Annotated in this window: 17 protein-coding genes and 1 pseudogene; 6 read left to right on the plus strand and 12 right to left on the minus strand. The window is 39.2% G+C overall.

Features of this window, described 5'->3' with window-relative positions; all coding sequences use genetic code 11:
• Both AM305_RS00295 and AM305_RS00300 read right to left on the minus strand, forming a co-directional pair.
• The coding region (locus AM305_RS00295) for an NAD(P)H-dependent oxidoreductase (protein WP_005821896.1) at positions 1-262 on the minus strand (262 nt) is incomplete at its 3' end.
• A gap of 62 nt (positions 263-324) precedes the next feature.
• On the minus strand, positions 325-708 hold the full coding sequence (locus tag AM305_RS00300) for a nuclear transport factor 2 family protein (protein ID WP_005821899.1): 384 nt from the start codon (positions 706-708) through the stop codon (positions 325-327).
• Between the two features lie 112 nt (positions 709-820).
• Between AM305_RS00300 and AM305_RS00305 the strand changes: the two genes are divergently transcribed.
• The gene (locus tag AM305_RS00305) at positions 821-1,711 is read left to right on the plus strand and encodes a LysR family transcriptional regulator (RefSeq protein WP_005821900.1); all 891 of its coding nucleotides are present in this window, start codon (positions 821-823) and stop codon (positions 1,709-1,711) included.
• Between the two features lie 65 nt (positions 1,712-1,776).
• Here AM305_RS00305 and AM305_RS00310 read toward each other — a convergent pair whose 3' ends face one another.
• The 3 genes from AM305_RS00310 to AM305_RS00320 all read right to left on the minus strand — a co-directional run bounded on the left by AM305_RS00310 (position 1,777) and on the right by AM305_RS00320 (position 5,064).
• A complete protein-coding gene (locus AM305_RS00310; RefSeq protein ID WP_005821902.1) occupies positions 1,777-2,799 on the minus strand; it encodes a PDDEXK nuclease domain-containing protein in 1,023 nt (340 codons plus the stop codon).
• Between the two features lie 147 nt (positions 2,800-2,946).
• Positions 2,947-3,768, minus strand: a complete 822-nt coding sequence (locus tag AM305_RS00315; RefSeq protein ID WP_005821904.1) for a GIY-YIG nuclease family protein — start codon at positions 3,766-3,768, stop codon at positions 2,947-2,949.
• An 81-nt stretch (positions 3,769-3,849) separates the two neighbouring features.
• Positions 3,850-5,064, minus strand: coding sequence for an ATP-binding protein (locus AM305_RS00320; RefSeq protein ID WP_005821905.1), 1,215 nt, complete (start codon positions 5,062-5,064; stop codon positions 3,850-3,852).
• A 318-nt stretch (positions 5,065-5,382) separates the two neighbouring features.
• Between AM305_RS00320 and AM305_RS00325 the strand changes: the two genes are divergently transcribed.
• Positions 5,383-6,900: an SWIM zinc finger family protein gene (locus AM305_RS00325; protein ID WP_005821907.1), complete on the plus strand. Its 1,518-nt coding sequence runs from the start codon at positions 5,383-5,385 to the stop codon at positions 6,898-6,900.
• A gap of 113 nt (positions 6,901-7,013) precedes the next feature.
• Here the strand turns inward: AM305_RS00325 and AM305_RS00330 are convergent, their stop codons facing one another.
• The 3 genes from AM305_RS00330 to AM305_RS00340 form a co-directional block, all read right to left on the minus strand.
• Positions 7,014-7,685, minus strand: coding sequence for an alpha/beta hydrolase (locus tag AM305_RS00330; RefSeq protein ID WP_005821909.1), 672 nt, complete (start codon positions 7,683-7,685; stop codon positions 7,014-7,016).
• A gap of 9 nt (positions 7,686-7,694) precedes the next feature.
• A complete protein-coding gene (locus tag AM305_RS00335) occupies positions 7,695-8,567 on the minus strand; it encodes a DMT family transporter (RefSeq protein ID WP_005821910.1) in 873 nt (290 codons plus the stop codon).
• A gap of 91 nt (positions 8,568-8,658) precedes the next feature.
• Positions 8,659-9,342, minus strand: coding sequence for a DsbA family oxidoreductase (locus AM305_RS00340; RefSeq protein ID WP_005821912.1), 684 nt, complete (start codon positions 9,340-9,342; stop codon positions 8,659-8,661).
• A gap of 113 nt (positions 9,343-9,455) precedes the next feature.
• Here AM305_RS00340 and AM305_RS00345 point away from each other — a divergent pair, with 113 nt between their 5' ends.
• Positions 9,456-9,794 (plus strand): winged helix-turn-helix transcriptional regulator, encoded by a 339-nt coding sequence (locus AM305_RS00345; protein WP_005821914.1) that lies wholly within the window; start codon positions 9,456-9,458, stop codon positions 9,792-9,794.
• A 60-nt stretch (positions 9,795-9,854) separates the two neighbouring features.
• Here AM305_RS00345 and AM305_RS00350 read toward each other — a convergent pair whose 3' ends face one another.
• Positions 9,855-10,808, minus strand: a complete 954-nt coding sequence (locus tag AM305_RS00350; protein WP_005821916.1) for an NAD(P)H-dependent flavin oxidoreductase — start codon at positions 10,806-10,808, stop codon at positions 9,855-9,857.
• Between the two features lie 147 nt (positions 10,809-10,955).
• Between AM305_RS00350 and AM305_RS00355 the strand changes: the two genes are divergently transcribed.
• Both AM305_RS00355 and AM305_RS00360 read left to right on the plus strand, forming a co-directional pair.
• Positions 10,956-13,127 (plus strand): AAA family ATPase, encoded by a 2,172-nt coding sequence (locus tag AM305_RS00355; protein ID WP_005821918.1) that lies wholly within the window; start codon positions 10,956-10,958, stop codon positions 13,125-13,127.
• Between the two features lie 2 nt (positions 13,128-13,129).
• Complete coding sequence (locus tag AM305_RS00360) at positions 13,130-14,002, plus strand: LysR family transcriptional regulator (RefSeq protein ID WP_005821920.1); 873 nt, start codon at positions 13,130-13,132, stop codon at positions 14,000-14,002.
• A gap of 60 nt (positions 14,003-14,062) precedes the next feature.
• Here AM305_RS00360 and AM305_RS00365 read toward each other — a convergent pair whose 3' ends face one another.
• Together AM305_RS00365 and AM305_RS00370 are read right to left on the minus strand one after the other, a co-directional pair.
• Complete coding sequence (locus tag AM305_RS00365; protein WP_035293477.1) at positions 14,063-14,677, minus strand: DsbA family protein; 615 nt, start codon at positions 14,675-14,677, stop codon at positions 14,063-14,065.
• 5 nt (positions 14,678-14,682) lie between these two features.
• Positions 14,683-15,543 (minus strand): MBL fold metallo-hydrolase, encoded by an 861-nt coding sequence (locus tag AM305_RS00370; protein ID WP_005821924.1) that lies wholly within the window; start codon positions 15,541-15,543, stop codon positions 14,683-14,685.
• 128 nt (positions 15,544-15,671) lie between these two features.
• On the opposite strand from AM305_RS00370, the gene AM305_RS00375 reads away from it, so the two are divergent.
• Positions 15,672-16,562 carry a LysR family transcriptional regulator gene (locus AM305_RS00375; RefSeq protein WP_005821925.1) on the plus strand — a complete coding sequence of 297 codons (891 nt, stop codon included), beginning with the start codon at positions 15,672-15,674 and terminating at the stop codon, positions 16,560-16,562.
• A 21-nt stretch (positions 16,563-16,583) separates the two neighbouring features.
• Here AM305_RS00375 and AM305_RS00380 read toward each other — a convergent pair.
• Positions 16,584-17,444: pseudogene (locus tag AM305_RS00380) on the minus strand (type II toxin-antitoxin system death-on-curing family toxin); the annotation flags it as partial.
• Between the last annotated feature and the right edge of the window lie 76 nt (positions 17,445-17,520).

The following is a 17,520-nucleotide window of genomic DNA, read 5'->3' on the forward strand; positions in this document are numbered from 1 at the left end:
CGCCTGCGATAAACACTTCATCAATGTATTTTTTCGCTTGCCACGGCACGCTCATCCAATGCACGGGGAATTGGAAAATCACCGCGTCCGCCCATTGATATTTGGCAAATTCGTCTTCAATATCGTATGCCAACACGTTGGAATGCTTGACCGAATGCCCTTTGTTTTGCAAAAGTGCGGTCGCTTTTTCAATTAAAGCGGAGGTCAGTTTGCCAGGGGAAAATTCATAGGGTTGATGTGCGTTTACGATTAAGATGTTCATTGCTTGCTCCTGTGCAAGTGGTCGAAATCAACAAAATTTTGCTAATTTCAACCGCACTTTAATTAATAATGACCGTGGAAAATTTTGCTGACGATTGTCCATTTTCCATTGACTTTCAGTAAGTTGAAGTAATCCGTAAAACCGTAACCGCTTAAATTGTCGGTATCCACTCGGGCTGAAGCAGCTGTGCCTGAAATATCAATATAGGCAATCGCCACAATCGGATTTTCAGACGGTGTGAAATGTTCGTCAATGCCAGGGAACAGGCTTTCTGCCACTGCACCGCCTTGTAATTCGCCGTTTTCATTCACGCTGTACATCGTTGCCACATCGTGAAATGCAGGTTTCATAATCTCACTTTTCGCCTGCTTGCCGCCTTCGCTGTATTCGTTTAATAAAATGTGTTCAATCGCTTTGTAATCTGTGGTGTAAGTGGGTTTAGTCATTTTGTTTGTCCTTGTTTTGATTAAAAGTGCGGTCATTTTAACGGATATTTTTAGTTTGACTAGATAGCTAATTTTGAATAAGCTGTTCAAAAATTTTTGACAATCAACTGCTATGCAAGAAAATCTCAACGATCTCCGTACCTTTTTACTGGTTGCACAAACCAACAGTTTTACCAAAGTCGCCGCTCAGCTTGGCATTTCTCGGGCGGCGGTTAGCTATACCATCGGGCAGTTGGAAAGCCGTTTGGGTATGAAGCTGTTTAACCGCACCACTCGAAGCGTGGCAACCACCGATGCGGGCGAACAACTGTTTCAACAGATTGCACCGCTGTTTGATGACATCGACAACCGTTTATCTCAGATTTTGGACAGCCAAAACCAAAAGCGTGGCACGTTGCGGATTAACGGCACGGTAAACGCCATTGCCAGCGTGTTGTGGAATAAATTTCAAGCGTTTTCAAAGCATTACCCTGAAATCACGCTGGAATTGGCGGTTGAAATGCGGTTTGTGGATATTGTCGCCGAGCGGTTTGACGCAGGCATTCGTGAAGGGGCGCACGTTGATCTGGGTATGATTGCGGTGCGAGTGTCGGACGATTTTACACAAAGTTATGTGGCAAGCCCTGATTATCTGGCAAAGCACGGCACGCCCGAAACGCCCGATGATTTGGTCAATCACAACTGTATCCGCTTGCGGCTACCTACCCACGGCGGTTTGCTGGATTGGGAATTTCAACACCCGACCACAGGCGAACGCTTTAAGCGTGCAGTTCAGGGCAATTTTATTGTGAACAATCCTCCCACCGCCTTGCAGGCAGCCCTAGACGGCGTGGGCATTTCGTGGGAAATGACAAACGAAATCGAGCCGTTTGTCAAAGCAGGTAAACTGGTGCGGCTGTTGCCAGACTGGGAATGCGATTATCAGGGCTATCATCTCTATTTTCCCAACCGCACGGCAAATTCGCCGCTGTTGAAGGAATTGGTGGCGTGGCTGAGGGTGTAGCAAGCGGTGTTTTTTGGGGGGAATTTAGCGAAATGCCATCTGAAAGTTTGTCAGACGGAATTATTTTAGTCCAAATATCGCTCCAACTCTCTTTCCAGTTCTTCCCTATTCGGCAAATAAAGCTGATATTTGCTGACAAAAAGCTGGTTGTCGATGTTATCCAATGCATATTCCACCAACAGCTTATCTTTATATGCACCCAACACAATGCCAATCGGCTCGTTGTCGCCGTCCACGTTTTCTTCTTTGCGAAAATAATTGAGATACATATTCATCTGCCCAATGTCTTGATGATTGACTTCGCCACGCTTTAAATCAATCAACACAAAGCATTTCAAAATGCGGTGGTAAAACACCAAATCTACATAAAAATGTTTACCGCCAAGCGAAATGCGGTATTGCCGTCCGATAAAGGCAAAGCCTTTGCCGAGTTCCAGTAGAAAATGTTGCAGATTGGAAATCAGCTGCTCTTCCAGCTCATTTTCCTGCATTTGATGGGCTTGCGGAATGTTGAGAAATTCCAACACCACAGGGTCTCGCAAAATATCTTGCGGACGTGCAATTTCCTGCCCACGTTCCGCCAATGCCAACACGCCCTCTTTGTCTTTACTTAACGCCAAGCGGTGAAACAGCATCGATTTCATCTGCCGTTTTAGCTCTCGCACGCTCCAATTTTCTTTTTCTGTCTGTTTGGTGTAAAAGCCAATCGCCAGCGGATTATCTTCTTTGATAATCTCAACATAGTGGCTCCAACTTAGTGTAAACACAGGTATTGCGAATTGTTCAGACACTGTCTGAACAATTTGAAATTTGAGATAAAACTGTCGGAATAAAGCGATATTCGTACGGCTAAACCCTTTACCGTGAATTTTGGTTAAATCCTTAGAAAGGCGGTTCAACAAATCCGAACCATACTCCGCCTTATCTTGCCCATTCTGTTCAAATTCCACAATATGCCGACCAATCAGCCAATAAGTCTGCACCAAAATGGTATTAGCAGTTTGAGCAACCTGCTCACGCCCACGGTTAAGCAACGTACCGATGTCGGTAATCAGGCTTTGATAATTCTGCGTACTGATATTGTTCATCTTTAAGTTCCACTGTGTAATTTTTCAGTTATTCAATCATAAACAACAACCAGTATCAATACTGGATAAAGGCTTTATTGGTACTTTGGAAGCAAGCTCACAAAATAAAAATGCCGTCTGAAAGTTGATTTTAGACGGCATTATGTTTTAATCCCAGTGAAAGATGATTTTCAAACCGACTGCATCGGCAAAATTTTGAATGGATTTGCGAAGATCTTTCATTGATAGATTATGATAAAGATAAATATTTTTGGTTAATTCGGTGGTATATTTCATTCCATTCGGGCGGAAGCTAGGCTCATTACCAATACAGTGGTTACCGCTTGGTTTTCCATTTAAACAAAACTCTTCCACTAATTCCCGATAACGGCTATTTTTTAATAAAAACAAAAAGAATTGTTTTTGATTATCTCGATAACTTTTCCCTGAAATTTTATGACCTTCTAGCTCAATAAAATACTGTCCCGTGCTATTTTCTTCATCGGTAACAGTGATTTCAAAAATATTGATATGTGCCACTTCGTCCATAATTTCTTGAGCTAAATTCCAAATGTTATCGGCTTTAATTTTACTTGTTTTCTCAATATAAGAACGATTGCCCACGGTATTATTGTCTAATTGAAGTTCTGTTTTTTTAAATTCTTCAATCAATTTCTTTTCAAGATAATCCGTTTGCGATTTATCTAAATGCCCATCTTCTCGCCCAAAGAAAATAATTTGGTTCCACCAAGATTTATTTTCATCAAGATGATGAGCGGCTAAGCGTTCATAAATTTTATTACTTGCTTGCCCAACATAACGCTGATTTTCGCCTAATAAAATATAAATTCCGGCTTTATTTGCCTCTTCCAAATATTTTAATGCTTTTAAATCCGTGCGATCAGCAATCACTAAAAATGCAGGTTCTTTGGTATAAACCGTAATATTATCTTTTGATCGGTCGCTGATAATGACTGTGTGCGTAACCATAAATTGTCTTGTTTTTATATTTTTAAAATTATTTATTGTAAATACGGCTATTTTCTCTTTTCAGATTTGTACTGCTCTGTCTTAATGCCCAAACACCTTCCAAAACGGTACAATCTCAATCGTTTTTCCGTCCACAATCATTTTATCTTCCTGATCGAAGGTAATAATCAAACCTTGCTCCAATTTAAAGAAATTCATTGCATCAATCAAACCATCACGTTCACGAGCGATATTTTCTGCACTGAGTTGCCAGCAGACTTGAATAAGTTGTGTCGGTGTGCTGTTTTGGCAGACCACAAAATCACATTCTTTGTTGTTTTCATTGTAGTAATACAACTCTGAAAATTGTCGTCTGAGTTCCCAAAATACGGAATTTTCCAGCTTTCTGCCGAGATCTTGGCTAAAAGACGGGCTAATCACACGCTGTAAACCGTTGTCGATAAAATAGGCTTTGCGTGGATTAGCAAGCTGAATTTTGTAGGAATAGGCAAATTTGGGCAACAAATGAACCACATAGGCTTGCTCCAAATGCGAAAGATATTCCTGCACGGTGGAAGTACTTTTTACTTCAAGGCTTTGTTTGAGTTTGTTTGCGGTAATTAAGTTGCCCACATTGCCTGCCAAGAAAAGCAACAGGCGTTTCATCGCACGTTCGTCACGAATACCAAAACGGACGATAATATCACGGTATAAAATATCGTTAATCAAAGCGTTTAAAATCTCGTCTTCATTGAATTGCAGATATTGAGGAAAACCGCCGAGAACCAAATAATCCGATACTGCATCGCCATTTTTTGCCTTGCCGAGAAATTCACAAAATTCCACAAAAGAGAAAGGGAAAAGCTCTTTGCTGATGTGCCGCCCTGTCAGTTTTGTGCCGAGTTCACGGCTTAACAAAGAGGCATTTGATCCTGTTACCACCACTTGATAGCCCTGATCGAGTTTGCCACGCACATACACTTCCCAGCCGTCAATCACTTGGATTTCATCAAAATAGAGCGTTTTAATCTGTGGATTTTCGGCAATGATTTCATCGAGTAAGGCAAAATCGCTAAACTCAAAATTGAAAAGCTGCGGTGTGTCAAAGTTAAGAAAGAGATAACTATTTTCTGTTTGTTTCTCAATAAGTTGTGTGAGTAGTGTGCTTTTCCCACTACGGCGAATACCCGACACCACCAAGGCAAAATTAGGCAACATTTTGATTTTCTCCAGCATTTTGCGTGGGTAGGTCTGTTGCGATAATAATTGCTGTTGTTGGCTTATAATGGCTTGGGTAATTTCTGATTTTAACAGCATAAAATAACTCCTGAGCAAATTGTTCGATACTAACAAACAAAAGCGTTTGATACTAATGGAAACTATTTTATGCTAAAAATAGAGAGAAAGGCAAAGTGTTTGTTAGTATCGGACAGGAGTGTTTGATACTAACAAATGGGATAGATTTCAACAATGACGAAATCGTTGATTTAATGACGGATGGATTGAAAGAGAATGGGGTGGATAAATAAAAGGAATTTTGATTTTTCATTGTTTTTTCCTTGTTAAAAAATCCTAAAATTCAACCGCTTGTAGGCTATAATCTTTTTGCTCATCTTCACATTTTAGGAAAATACTATGCAAAACTTCCCAAAAGCTGCTCAGTTTTTCGGCACCAAAATTGCTGAACGTGGTCTTGTTTATTTTCAACAAGGTAAAGTTCGACAATTAGAAAACCATAAAGAAAAGCGCTGGTATGCTGAAATTATTGGGACTTATCCTTATTACGCCAGCCTGACCTTAAGCAAAAATTTCGGCATTGCCAGTTATGAATGTAATTGCCCTTACGGCGGACGTTGTAAACATCTTGCTGCACTTTATTTTGCCGCATTACAGGCTCTCAATTATCAAGTTGAGCCAAGTTATCCGCTGGAAATTAAAGAAAGTGAGGATGAACGCTTGCTGAGCGAGTTGCGGGATCATTTTAACCGTTATGGCAAGGGTTGCGACTATTGGCAAGTGAAAGAAGCCTATGAAACTTTTTCGGGCTTTTTAGGCGATGAGCCGATGTGCGATTCCGAAGAGATGGAGTTTAAACTACTGCACACTTTTTATACTCGAATGAATACACTGATTTTGAAATCTGACGATGATGGGCTTTTGAGTGAGTTGATGGATGAATGTGTGATTAAACAGGGGGAATTATATCAACAGACACAAAATCTATCGCTCAAAACCAAAATAGAAAAAGCGTGGTTCAAAATTCTGAATGATGAAAAACACTGGATTGCCTTAGATGTCACCACAATGCCTAAATTGTGGTTGGCGGCAATGTGCAACAGTGGTAGAGCTAAAACAGCCTTAACTTGGGTGCTTGAACATTTGGAAAAAGAAGATGAGTATGGGAAATCGGCGTGGTTAATTCGTCAATACGAAGTGCTTTGCTATATTGATGAGCAACAAGCGGTCAAATTTTTATTAAAAAATACCCATATTGATCAGCTCCGCCAGTTTGCGGTAGAACGCTATTTCCAAGCTGGGCAAGATAAGCTTGCTGAAAAATTATTGTTGGATGGCGTGAAAAACGCATCTAGCGACACGCAACGCTTGGTTTGGATTGCCCAATTATTAACATTGAGCGAAAAGAGAGAAGATCAGCAAAAAATTGCAGAATATGCAAAAGAATTAGCTCTATTTAGTGGTTATAGTCATATTCAAAGTGATTATTTTAAATTATGGCAAAAACAATTCAGTACTGAACAGTGGCAGAATGAAATTAAATATGCGTTAAAACAAGATGTTTTAATTCAGAATGAAACTAAACAGGCGCATTTTTTAGCATTAACACAACAATTAGATTTATTGGAAAATTTATTATTGCAAAGCCAAGATAATAAATTACAGATGGGCTTTATTCATTATCTTTCTGCTGAAAAACAACGGCAGGTGGCTAAATCTACCCTTCTTATTTTAGAAAATAAAATAGCAAAATTAACCGCCAGAAAATACTACGCCTACTGGGTGAAAGAAGTAAATAATCTGCTGAAAAAATTCCCTGATTTAATGTGCGAAGTCACATTAATGACAGACAGGGTAAGAGAAAAATATAAAACAAGACCTGCTTTGATTGAAGAAATGCAAGCATTGCTTGTTTAGTGCTAAGGGTTATTTATTTTTTTGTGGAAAAATGGGACGGGGGAAGAAGTTGGGGTTTTCAGGCTGGCTGAAAATGAAAACACCGATTATCATCACGATAAACGGTGTTGGTATCAATACCGACTTAACCACATTACCACATCATTTAATTCATTTTCATAAATGGTATGTCCCATTGGATAAGTTTTGAAATCTACTTCAAAACCATTATTTTGCAAAATATCCACCGCATTTTGAGCAAGCGAAATATCAATCGGCTTATCATCTACGCCATGCGCGATAAAGATATTCAATTTATCGGTTTTTTGTAACAAATCGCCCAACTTATCCGCCATCGGCAAATAGCCCGATAAACACACCGCACCACCAAGCGTATTTGAGCAAGTCAATGCAGATAATAACGCCAATGCGCCACCTTGTGAAAATCCACCAATCACAATATTTTTATGTTTGATACCACGTTGTATTTGTTCATCAATTAAGCTTTGAATATAGGCATTGGCTTGGTTTAGCCCTGCTTCATCTTGATGATTGTCAAATCTACCGTGTGGTAAATCAAACCAAGCCGTTGTTATTTGTCCGCCCGTCCAAGTTACCTGTTGTGTGGGTGCGGTGGGCAAAATGATTTGCCAATCTGCCCCCAAATTTGCCAATAAAAATTCGCCAATCGGCATAAATTGCCTGCCTGAAAGTGTTAATCCATGTATCAAAATTAAGCACTTATTCGCACTTGAATTACCTAATAAAATAGGTTTGGCAGACGGTACAAAATTTGCAATTGCCATTGTGTCTCCTTATTTTGAGATTTTTAAGCGATAAATAATGAGAGCCGTCAAAATTAGCCCCATTCCGCTAATTTTAAGCATAGACAAATGTTCTGCCATAAAGGCTACACTTAATAATAATGTCCAGACAGGCTCTAAAATCATAATTAACGCTCCATTGCCAAGGTCGCTCTCTTTTTGTCCCCAAGTTTGAAGTAAAAAGCGAATATTTGTACCGATGCTAATGCTTAACGCAAGCCACAGCCAAGTTATTGAAGACACTACACTTGGAAAGTCTTCAAAAAAGAATGAATAAATACCGCTACTGATACCTACCATTGCCAGTTGAATAGTCGTTAATGCCAAAACAGGAATGGATTGAGCATAGCGACTGTTTAATACAAATTGGATTGCCGCCCAAAGAGCGGTTAATAAAAAGAATAAACTGTCTAACGCAAATCCTGACTGGGCTTTGCCATAAGCAAGCAAATACATACCGATGATGGCAACAGGCAGAGCCAACCAAAAGCGACGAATAGGACGCTCTTTATAAATCAACCACGCAATGAGCGGAGCAGCAAGCATTGCAAGGCTTAATAAAAAAGCGCCTTTGCCAAGCTCATTGGTGTATTTTACGCCAAGCACCCAAAAAAACAGGTACAAACAAAAGGATAATCCCACCCATATTGCGTGTTTCCACTGGGTTTGGTTCAATGCCTTTAATTGGGAAATGGCAAAGGGCAAAAACAGTAAAGTGGCAATTGAAAAACGCAAACTTACAAAGGCAACAGGTGGCAGTTCAGCAATGGCATTTTTTGAAAATAGCCAGCCCAAAGCCGCCGAAATGGTTGCCAATAGCAGTAAAAATTCGCCACGATGTTGTCGTATCAATATATTTTTCATTTGTAAAACCTTCTTGCTGCCTTTGAAAGACAACATAATTAAAAAATATTGACTAAACCAATCTGTTTACTGTTAAGCTGAAAGAAATAAATTATTCACAACCATCAATACCACAGCTTGCACCTTCTGAAATATCATTAGGATTGTCTTGATAAACTTGGTTTAAAATGGCTACCAACCGTCCCACAGGCATCGCTCCAGAAGTCGTCATTTTGCCGTCAAATACAAAAAATGGTACGCCTTGTACGCCAATCATTTGGGCTTCATTTTCATCATTTTTGACCGCTTGAATAAAGTCATCGCTGGCAAGCATTGCTTTGGCATCATCGCCATTTAAACCAACATCACTCGCCAATTTTGCCAAATTGTCCCAATTTGCCAACTCCATATTATCGGTAAAATAAGCACGCATTAGGCGTTCATTCATTTGATTACCTTTGCCCAAGCTGTCCGCCCATTGATACAGGCGATGAGCATCAAAAGTGTTGGTATTTTTCACGTCTGCATAATTCATTGTCAAACCTGCTCGCTCGCCCATTTTTTCAATGTGGTCAATCATTTCTAATGCACCTTGTGGGCTTTTGGCGTATTTTTGCTCAATACGTTGTTGGGTGGTATTGACCGCCGTTTTTCCTGCGTGTGGGTAAAGCTCAAAGGCTTTGAACTCAATCTGCACTTTATCTGTATGAGCAAACTGTTCAAGGGCTTGTTCTAAATGACGTTTGCCAATATAGCAGTAAGGGCAAGCATAATCTGACCAAATTTGAATTTTCATAAAAACACTCCAATTTACGATTTTAAAAAGAAAGTGTGCATATTATAATGATGTATTTTTATAAAAATAGTACGATACTTGTCGTAACATACTAACCCAAAGGAAAGTGTAAAATGCTTAATGCGCCCAATTATCAGAATATTCAATCCCTTGACGAAACGGGATTTGGCTATGCTTTATCACTCGTTGGTGGAAAATATAAAATGGTCATTTTATTTTGGTTACATCGCAATCCACCTAATATGCGGTTTAATGAATTGCAACGCAAAATTGGCAAAATTTCGGTCAAAACGTTGAGCCAATCACTCAGAGAGCTGGAAAATGACGGTTTAGTTATCCGCACTGAATACCCACAAATTCCCCCAAAAGTAGAATATAAACTGTCGGACAAAGGCTTATCTTTGATACCCATTTTGGACGCTTTATGTGAATGGGGCGAGCGGTATCGGTAGATTTTCAGGCTGCCTGAAAATCAAAAATGCCGTCTGAAATATTTTCAAACGGCATTTTCCTTATCCCATCAATTCATCAACTAATTCCTGCACACTTTTCACACGGTCAATCGCAGAAATACCATTGCCTACCGACACATAGCCGTGCTCAAAATCCCCTTCCAGCATACCCAACCGCATACCTGTCCCAGCATTCATCACCTTGGCAATATCGGCACGAGTTGCACCGTTTTCGCTCATTTCAAAGCATTTTTTGGCGACTTCGGTTGGCAAAGAGCGGTAATAATACGGTTCGGTGCGGAACAATAACAAATCATTGGCAGTTGATTGAACAATCCAATCTTTCACTTTTTGACTGGCTCGACACTCGTGCGTAGCGATAAATGCCGTCCCCACCCACACGCCTTCTGCACCAAGCATAAACGCTGTCTGAACCGCTTTTTTATCGGCAATACCACCAGCAAGCATCATCGGCAAATTCACCTTGCCCACAAATTCCGCCAATACATTAAAACTGCCAATTTCTTTCATTGGCAACGTTCCGCCTTCATCAAACCCCGTCAATACCAAAATATCCGCGCCTAATTGTTGCGCTTTTAAAGCATCTGGCAAATTTGGATTGCCCAAACGGCAAATGATTTTAATGCCTGCCTGTTTGAGTTTGGCGTAAATCGCTTCGTCCAACCAACCATTATCCAACACCACAAGCACTTGCTCTTCAATCAGCAAATCTACCATCAGCGGAATGAGCGAAAAATCATAAGACAACACAAATGGCACGCCAAAAGGCTTATCCGTCAAGGCTTTGACTTTGCGAATTTCGGCACGCATACGGTCTAATACGTCTTGATTTGAAGTGGGATTGGTGGTTTGCCCAGCGTGTGGGGCTAAAAAGCCCAATCCACCAGCGTTGGCAACACTCGCCACTAAATGTGCATCAGTCAGCCACGACATTGGGGCTTGGACGATGGGATATTTGATATTTAAAATTTGGGAAATACGATTGTTTTGCATAATATTTTCTCTGATTAAAAAAATGGAATGAGTGCATTTTAGGTTATTGAATTTGATAAAGGAATAGCGAATTTTGGGAAGTTGGTTTTCAAATATGGAATATGATAAAATTATTAGGAAATTGCAACCTTATATTTAGGAAATACAATGATTGAAAGTATAAAAATATCCAATGTGGCAAGTTACACAACTGAAACTGCTTTGACTTTATCAAAATCTAGTTTTATATATGGATCTAATGGTAGTGGCAAAACAACCATTAGCAGAATTATAGCCAATCATTCAGCCTACGCAGGCTGTCAAATAAATTGGCAAAATTCAATACCAGTAAAAACCATTGTTTATAATAGTGATTTTGTGCGAGATAATTTCACTCAATCTCAAAATATAAAAGGAGTATTTACATTAGGTGAAAATCAAGTTGAAATAGAAAATCAAATTAATGTATTAAAAAAGGATCTTGATAAGATTGATAAAGATATTACTCAAAAAAACAATACACATATACAAAAGAATAATGAATTAAAAAGTGAAGAAGATAAGTTTACTGAATTATTTTGGCAAACGGAAATCAAGTACGATTCTGACTTTCAAGAAATTCTAACAGGATTAAGAAACAGTAAGGCAAAATTTAAAGAAAGAATTTTATCTGAATTTGAAAATCGTCAGAACAACATCTCTATTGAGTTAGATGAATTGAGGAAAAAATATCAATCTATATATAGCTCTAATCATCAAACATTAGCCAAATTAGATTTAATAAATATTGACTTATCTCAATATGAGCAAAGTTCAATTTTAACTAAAAAAATTATTGGCAGCCAAGATGTTGCTATAGCCAATTTAATTCATGAATTAAATAATAGTGATTGGGTGAAAAAGGGACAGCATTATCTTGAAAAATCTAAAAACCAATGTCCATTCTGCCAACAACAAATAAATAATAATCTCTCTGAGCAACTAGAAAGATATTTTGATAAAACTTTTGAACAAGATATTTGCATTTTAGATAATGTGATTAAAGATTACATCAATTCATCTCAACAAATTAGAAATTTGATTACTTCTCTAAATTCAATCTTTTTGGATAATCAATCACTAGAAAGAAAACGTAGTGAGTTATTTTCTATTTTTGATAAAAATATTACTGAATTAGAAAAGAAAAAATCTCAGCCAAGTATAGTTATTGTACTTGAAAATACGACTAATATTATTCAAGATATTAACAACACCATTGAAAATGCCAATCAAAAAATTGATGAGCATAATGCTATTGTCAATAATATTGCACAAGAAAAGAAAAATTTAAATAATTTAGTTTGGGATTTTATTATCCAAGAAATGAAATCTAATATCCAACAATACTTTTCTCAAACAGAAGGGATTAAAAAGGCAATAGAAAGTTTATCTAACCAATTAAATGCAAAACAACAAGAAAAATTAACCAAAACTAAGCAATTGGGAGATTTAGAAAAGCAAATTACTAGCATTAGACCAACAGTAGATGCTATAAATATACTATTAAAGTCATTTGGTTTTAGCAATTTTTTACTATCCACTGCGCAAGATGATAAAAATTACAAAATTATTAGAGAAAACGGAGAAATTGCGTCTGATACGCTTAGTGAAGGGGAAAGGACATTTATCACCTTCTTATATTTCTATCATCTTATTAAAGGTAGTCATACCGAAAGTGGTATTAATCAAAATTGCATAATCGTGATTGATGACCCTATTTCTAGTTTAGATAATGAGGTTTTGTTTATTGTCAGTAATCTTATTCGTAAACTGTATGTGGAAATGGACAATCAAACATCCATTATTAAACAAATCATCATTCTGACTCATAATATTTATTTCTATAAAGAGATTACTTTTGGTAAAAAATTTAATCATACGGAATACCCGCAAAAACCAAGTTATCATATTGTAAGAAAAACTAATGGCTCATCATCAGTTTTTAGATATGATAAAAATCCAATAAATACTTCATACGAATTATTGTGGAAAAGCCTTAGGGAAAAACAATACTGTTCATCAACCATTCAAAATATTTTGAGAAAAATTTTAGAAAATTATTTCAAAATTTTAGGTGGAATTGATTTGGAGAAGTTAAGTGAGGGATTTACTGGCAGAGAGCAGGTCATCTGTAATTCATTATGTTCTTGGATTAATGATGGTTCTCATTTTTCAAATGATGATGTATTTGTTGCGACAGATGATGAAACTATTGAGAAATATTTGGATATTTTTAAAAGAATTTTTGAAACACAAGGGCATATCTCTCATTATGAGATGATGATGAACAAGGATAACTAACAATGAACCTAAACGCCTTATCCCTATTCGTCTCTGTCGTCCAAGACGGAAGTCTCTCCAAAGCGTCCGAACGACTGAATGTGCCGATTGCCACCATTAGCCGTCAAATTACAGAATTGGAAAAATCACTAAATATTCAACTATTTGACCGCAAAAAATCAGGCGTTAAGCCGACAATGGCAGGGCAAAAACTTTATGAACAAGTGTATCAAAACATTGATAATTTATTGCAAGTAGAAAAAGCATTCTCTGAACATCAAGAAATTAGCGGAACATTACGTATTTCCACCTTTACAGGATTGGAAGAAGTTTGGGCGTGGCTCGATGAATTTGGCACGAAATATCCCAAAGTGAGCATTCATTGCCAAGTAACCGACCGAGTATTGGATTTGGTGGAAGATAATATTGATTTTGCGTTTCGGGCAGGGGATTTGCATACGGATAATGCGGTGGCGCGTTTGGTGCTGACGGCAAAAGCCAAATGCGTGGCACATCCGCATTTATTGGCACAATATGGCACACCGACGACACCCGATGATTTGGCGCGTTTTCCTTGTGTGGGCTTTGCCAAAGCACAGCAGAAACATTTGTCTATCCAATTAGAAAACAAGACGCTTCATTTGCCTTATGTGTTTGCGTCCAACGATGTGTATGCTATCGCTTATTTCATTCAACAAGGGCGTGGGGTTGGTTATCTATCTGAAAATATTGCCAATCGCTTGATTGATGAATATGGCTTGGTAGAAGTGTTGCACGATTACCCGATGCGGACTTATCCTGTGCATTTGTTGTATTTGAAACATCGTTATCCGTCTTCGGTCATGCGTGCGTTTTTGGATTTTGTGATGGAGAAAGTAGGGTTTGTGGCAGGTTAAAAACAAGCGGTGGAATTTTGAAAGCAATTTATAAAATCTCCTCAAAATCCCACCACTCTTTTACAGCTGTTTCAAATAACTGTCTAACAATTGAACGTCTCCATATAACAACTGGCTCGGTACAATATGCAACCGTTCATCTTTTTCCACAATCAACTGCGGTACGCCTTGCACGCCACAATGGTTGGCGAGTTGTTGTCCGAATTGAAGACGCTGCTCTAACGCTACTTTTATTGATTGTTCGCTAAGCAACGGCATAACTTGACTAAGATTAAGCTTATGCAACACCTGTTCAATCACAGCAAAATCCGTATTATCCAAACCGTCCACATAACGTGCTTTCTGCAACGCTACCAACACCGTAAGCTCTTTTTCGGGGACAATTTGTTGCACCGCCGTCAAAGCCAGTAAGCTGTTTGCCGAGTCAAACTCGCCTTCGCCTTGCAACACGTTTTCCAAATACGCCTGACTAAACGGTTGCCCTGTTAATTTTTCAATCCGTTGGTCATTACTCCACGCATAACGGGCAAAATCTGCGTCCATTTTCCGACCGCTTTGGTAAAACAAACCTGTTGGCGTAAGTGTAAGCGGATAGATTTCATTGAGTTTTTGCAATGTCGCTGACGCACCATAACACCAGCCACAAAGGGGATCGAATAAGTAGTAGATTTTCATTTTGTTTACCATTTCATCTCGCCTTTATTCACTTTTGCCCCAAGTTCTAAATTAAATTTTGCCGGTAAGTTCGGGTAAGATTTTTCCATTCCAGCGATCACATCTTGGCTGCTTTTGCTGTTGGCTAACACTTGTTCAAAGCGTGTCAAATAGCCTTTTGTGAAATCAATCGCAGAACTGTCTAAGGCTGTGCCTTCCGCCATATGCCCCGGAATAACTTTTGTTGGTTTTAACGCTTTCATTTCATCAAGTTGTGCTAACCACGCTTGGCGATGTTCCGCGGTTGCCGTGTCTGCCGTCCATACATTCATATTGCCAAACACCCCGATATTGCCGGTAATTGTCTTGATTGATGGGATCCAAACATAAGGACGATGTGCCAACACACCCGTTGTGCCACGAATTTCTAAGGTTTCACCTTCTAAAGTCAAGCTATTTTTCGCTAAAACCTTAGGTAATACAGGCTTGCTTGGTGCATTCGCCCCCATTTTTTGCGACCACGTTTTCAATTTCGTGTCTAATTTTGCTTCGATTTTTGCCAATACCGCAGGGGTTGTGACCACATTCACATCAGGGAAAATGCTTTTTAGTGTTTCTACACCAAAATAGTAATCGGGATCTGCTTGGCTAACTAAAATTGTTGTAAGCGTTTTATTGCTGTCTAGCACTTTGGCTGCAATACGCAACGCATCGGCACGCGTAAAACCGCTATCAATTAAAATCGCCTCTTTCTCGCCTGTCACCAATGTTGAAGTGACACTAAAACTGTTTGGGTTGGCGTGATAAACATCAACCTTTAATTCTGCTGCTGCCATTGTTGAAATGGTTAAAAGTGCGGTTGCTAATACTGCTTTTTTGAATGTCATTGGATTTTCCTTTTTAATAAATAAGACGAATATCGTTGTTGATGTGTGCATTTTAATGAAATAAAAGCTGAGAAAAATAGCGATTTTAGAATATAATTGTTTCTAATTAAGAAATAAAAAGGGCAATTATGGACAAACTCACCGCTATCAAGGTCTTTCTGACCGTTGCCGAAACTGGCAGTTTTACCGCCACCGCAGAACAATTAGAGATTTCCAAACCGATGATTAGCCGTTATGTCGCTTTAATGGAAGAATGGCTAAATGCCCGACTGTTTCAGCGTTCCACCCGCAAAGTCGCCCTAACAGACGCAGGCGAACAAGCGGTACTTTTTTGTCAAAGAATTGCCAATTTAACCGCAGAGATGGAACAAGAAATGATGGTACAGCAAAGCGAGTTGCGTGGCGCGTTGCGTGTCACCAGTAGCCAAACTTTCGGGACGTATCATTTAGTGCAAATGGTCAATCGCTTTTTGCAGTTACACCCGAAGTTGAATATTCAGCTGTTGCTTAACGATCAGCAGATGGATTTAATCAGCGAGCGTATCGATCTTGCCATTCGGATTACCAACACCCCCGACCCAAATTTTATCGCCCGAAAACTTGCTGATTGCCATTCATTGCTGGTGGCAACGCCTGATTATTTGGCAAAGTTCGGCACACCAACACAGCCCGAAGAGTTGTATCAACATCACTATTTGTCGCACCACAACATCAACCGCAAAGCGTGGAAATGTACGCAAGGGGAACAGGAAGTGTTGCTCGACCTCAACAGCCGTTTCACCACCAACGACACCCAAGCCCTGCTCAACTCCGTACTGGACAGCAACGGCATTGCGATGTTGCCAAAATATATGCTGGAAACCGAACTGCAACAGGGCAAACTGCAAGCCGTCCTATCCGACTGGCAACTACCAGCATTCAGTATTTATGCGATGTATCCGTCAAGGGACAAACTCCCCCTTGCCGTGAGAAAATTGATTGATTTTTTGGTGGAGAATTTTGAAGGGAAAGCGTGGTAGGGGGCGTTTGCTAATGCACTACTACCCCTTCAACAAAATAAAATGCTCTACTAAACGGATCATTAACTCTTTTTGTTCAGGCAAACTTTCTGCCACCAACAAGGCAAGGGCGACAAGGGTATTATCGTTAATCAATTCATTAACGGGTTTGGCAAGCAGGGCTTGATTTTGGTGTAAATACCATAAAAACAGGAAAGAACCAGTGCGTTTATTGCCGTCTGCAAGCGGGTGGTTTTTGATCACAAAATACAATAAATGTGCCGCACGGCTGGCAATATTTGGATAAAACCACTCTCCACCAAAGCCTTGTTCAATGGTCGCAATCGCTGATGCCAAACCATCACTTCGTAACTGCCCAAACAGCTCGGTCGCCTCGCCTTTGGCAATTAGTTCTTGTTTTAATTGCGAAATAGCGGTTAAAACATCTTCAAATACCAAGGATTTCATTTCAGGCTGCTGCACCGAAATCGCCGCTAGATTTTGCTCATCATACGCCTGCAATAAGCTCCAAGTTCTCGCATAGTCCTGCATCACGCCAATAACTGCTTTACCTTCATCACTAATCAAGGCTTGGTTAGTGAGCGTTTGACTTAACAACGCTACTGCTTGGCTAAATTCCACACCTTTTTCTTGCAAGCGTTTTTGGTTAAGCACATAACCTTGCACCAAAAATTGTTTCAAAGTTTGGGTTGCCCATTGGCGGAATTGTGTCGCACGCTTAGAACTAATTCGATAGCCCACAGAAATAATGGCATCAAGGTTGTAGTGTTTTCGTTTACGAGAAACCGTTCTTTCACCTTCAGTTTGAACTTGTAAGAAATCCTTACAAGTTGAATTTTCATCAAGCTCTTGTTCTGCATAAACATTTCTCAGATGCATTGTTCTGATGAATCCCCTAATGATTTTGGTAAAAATCATTAAGTTAAGGTGGATACACATCTTGTCATATGATCAAATG

Origin of the sequence: Actinobacillus minor NM305 (assembly GCF_000175195.1) — a bacterium.
Taxonomy (GTDB): Bacteria; Pseudomonadota; Gammaproteobacteria; order Enterobacterales; family Pasteurellaceae; genus Haemophilus_A; species Haemophilus_A minor.

Coding starts and splice junctions, on each gene's coding strand:
- AM305_RS00355 (WP_005821918.1), top strand. CDS start 10,956: ATGATTGAAAGTATAAAAATATCCAATGTGGCAAGTTACACAACTGAA.
- AM305_RS00370 (WP_005821924.1), bottom strand. CDS start 15,543: ATGACATTCAAAAAAGCAGTATTAGCAACCGCACTTTTAACCATTTCA.
- AM305_RS00375 (WP_005821925.1), top strand. CDS start 15,672: ATGGACAAACTCACCGCTATCAAGGTCTTTCTGACCGTTGCCGAAACT.
- AM305_RS00330 (WP_005821909.1), bottom strand. CDS start 7,685: ATGGCAATTGCAAATTTTGTACCGTCTGCCAAACCTATTTTATTAGGT.
- AM305_RS00315 (WP_005821904.1), bottom strand. CDS start 3,768: ATGGTTACGCACACAGTCATTATCAGCGACCGATCAAAAGATAATATT.
- AM305_RS00305 (WP_005821900.1), top strand. CDS start 821: ATGCAAGAAAATCTCAACGATCTCCGTACCTTTTTACTGGTTGCACAA.
- AM305_RS00345 (WP_005821914.1), top strand. CDS start 9,456: ATGCTTAATGCGCCCAATTATCAGAATATTCAATCCCTTGACGAAACG.
- AM305_RS00360 (WP_005821920.1), top strand. CDS start 13,130: ATGAACCTAAACGCCTTATCCCTATTCGTCTCTGTCGTCCAAGACGGA.
- AM305_RS00320 (WP_005821905.1), bottom strand. CDS start 5,064: ATGCTGTTAAAATCAGAAATTACCCAAGCCATTATAAGCCAACAACAG.
- AM305_RS00365 (WP_035293477.1), bottom strand. CDS start 14,677: ATGAAAATCTACTACTTATTCGATCCCCTTTGTGGCTGGTGTTATGGT.
- AM305_RS00350 (WP_005821916.1), bottom strand. CDS start 10,808: ATGCAAAACAATCGTATTTCCCAAATTTTAAATATCAAATATCCCATC.
- AM305_RS00300 (WP_005821899.1), bottom strand. CDS start 708: ATGACTAAACCCACTTACACCACAGATTACAAAGCGATTGAACACATT.
- AM305_RS00310 (WP_005821902.1), bottom strand. CDS start 2,799: ATGAACAATATCAGTACGCAGAATTATCAAAGCCTGATTACCGACATC.
- AM305_RS00335 (WP_005821910.1), bottom strand. CDS start 8,567: ATGAAAAATATATTGATACGACAACATCGTGGCGAATTTTTACTGCTA.
- AM305_RS00340 (WP_005821912.1), bottom strand. CDS start 9,342: ATGAAAATTCAAATTTGGTCAGATTATGCTTGCCCTTACTGCTATATT.
- AM305_RS00325 (WP_005821907.1), top strand. CDS start 5,383: ATGCAAAACTTCCCAAAAGCTGCTCAGTTTTTCGGCACCAAAATTGCT.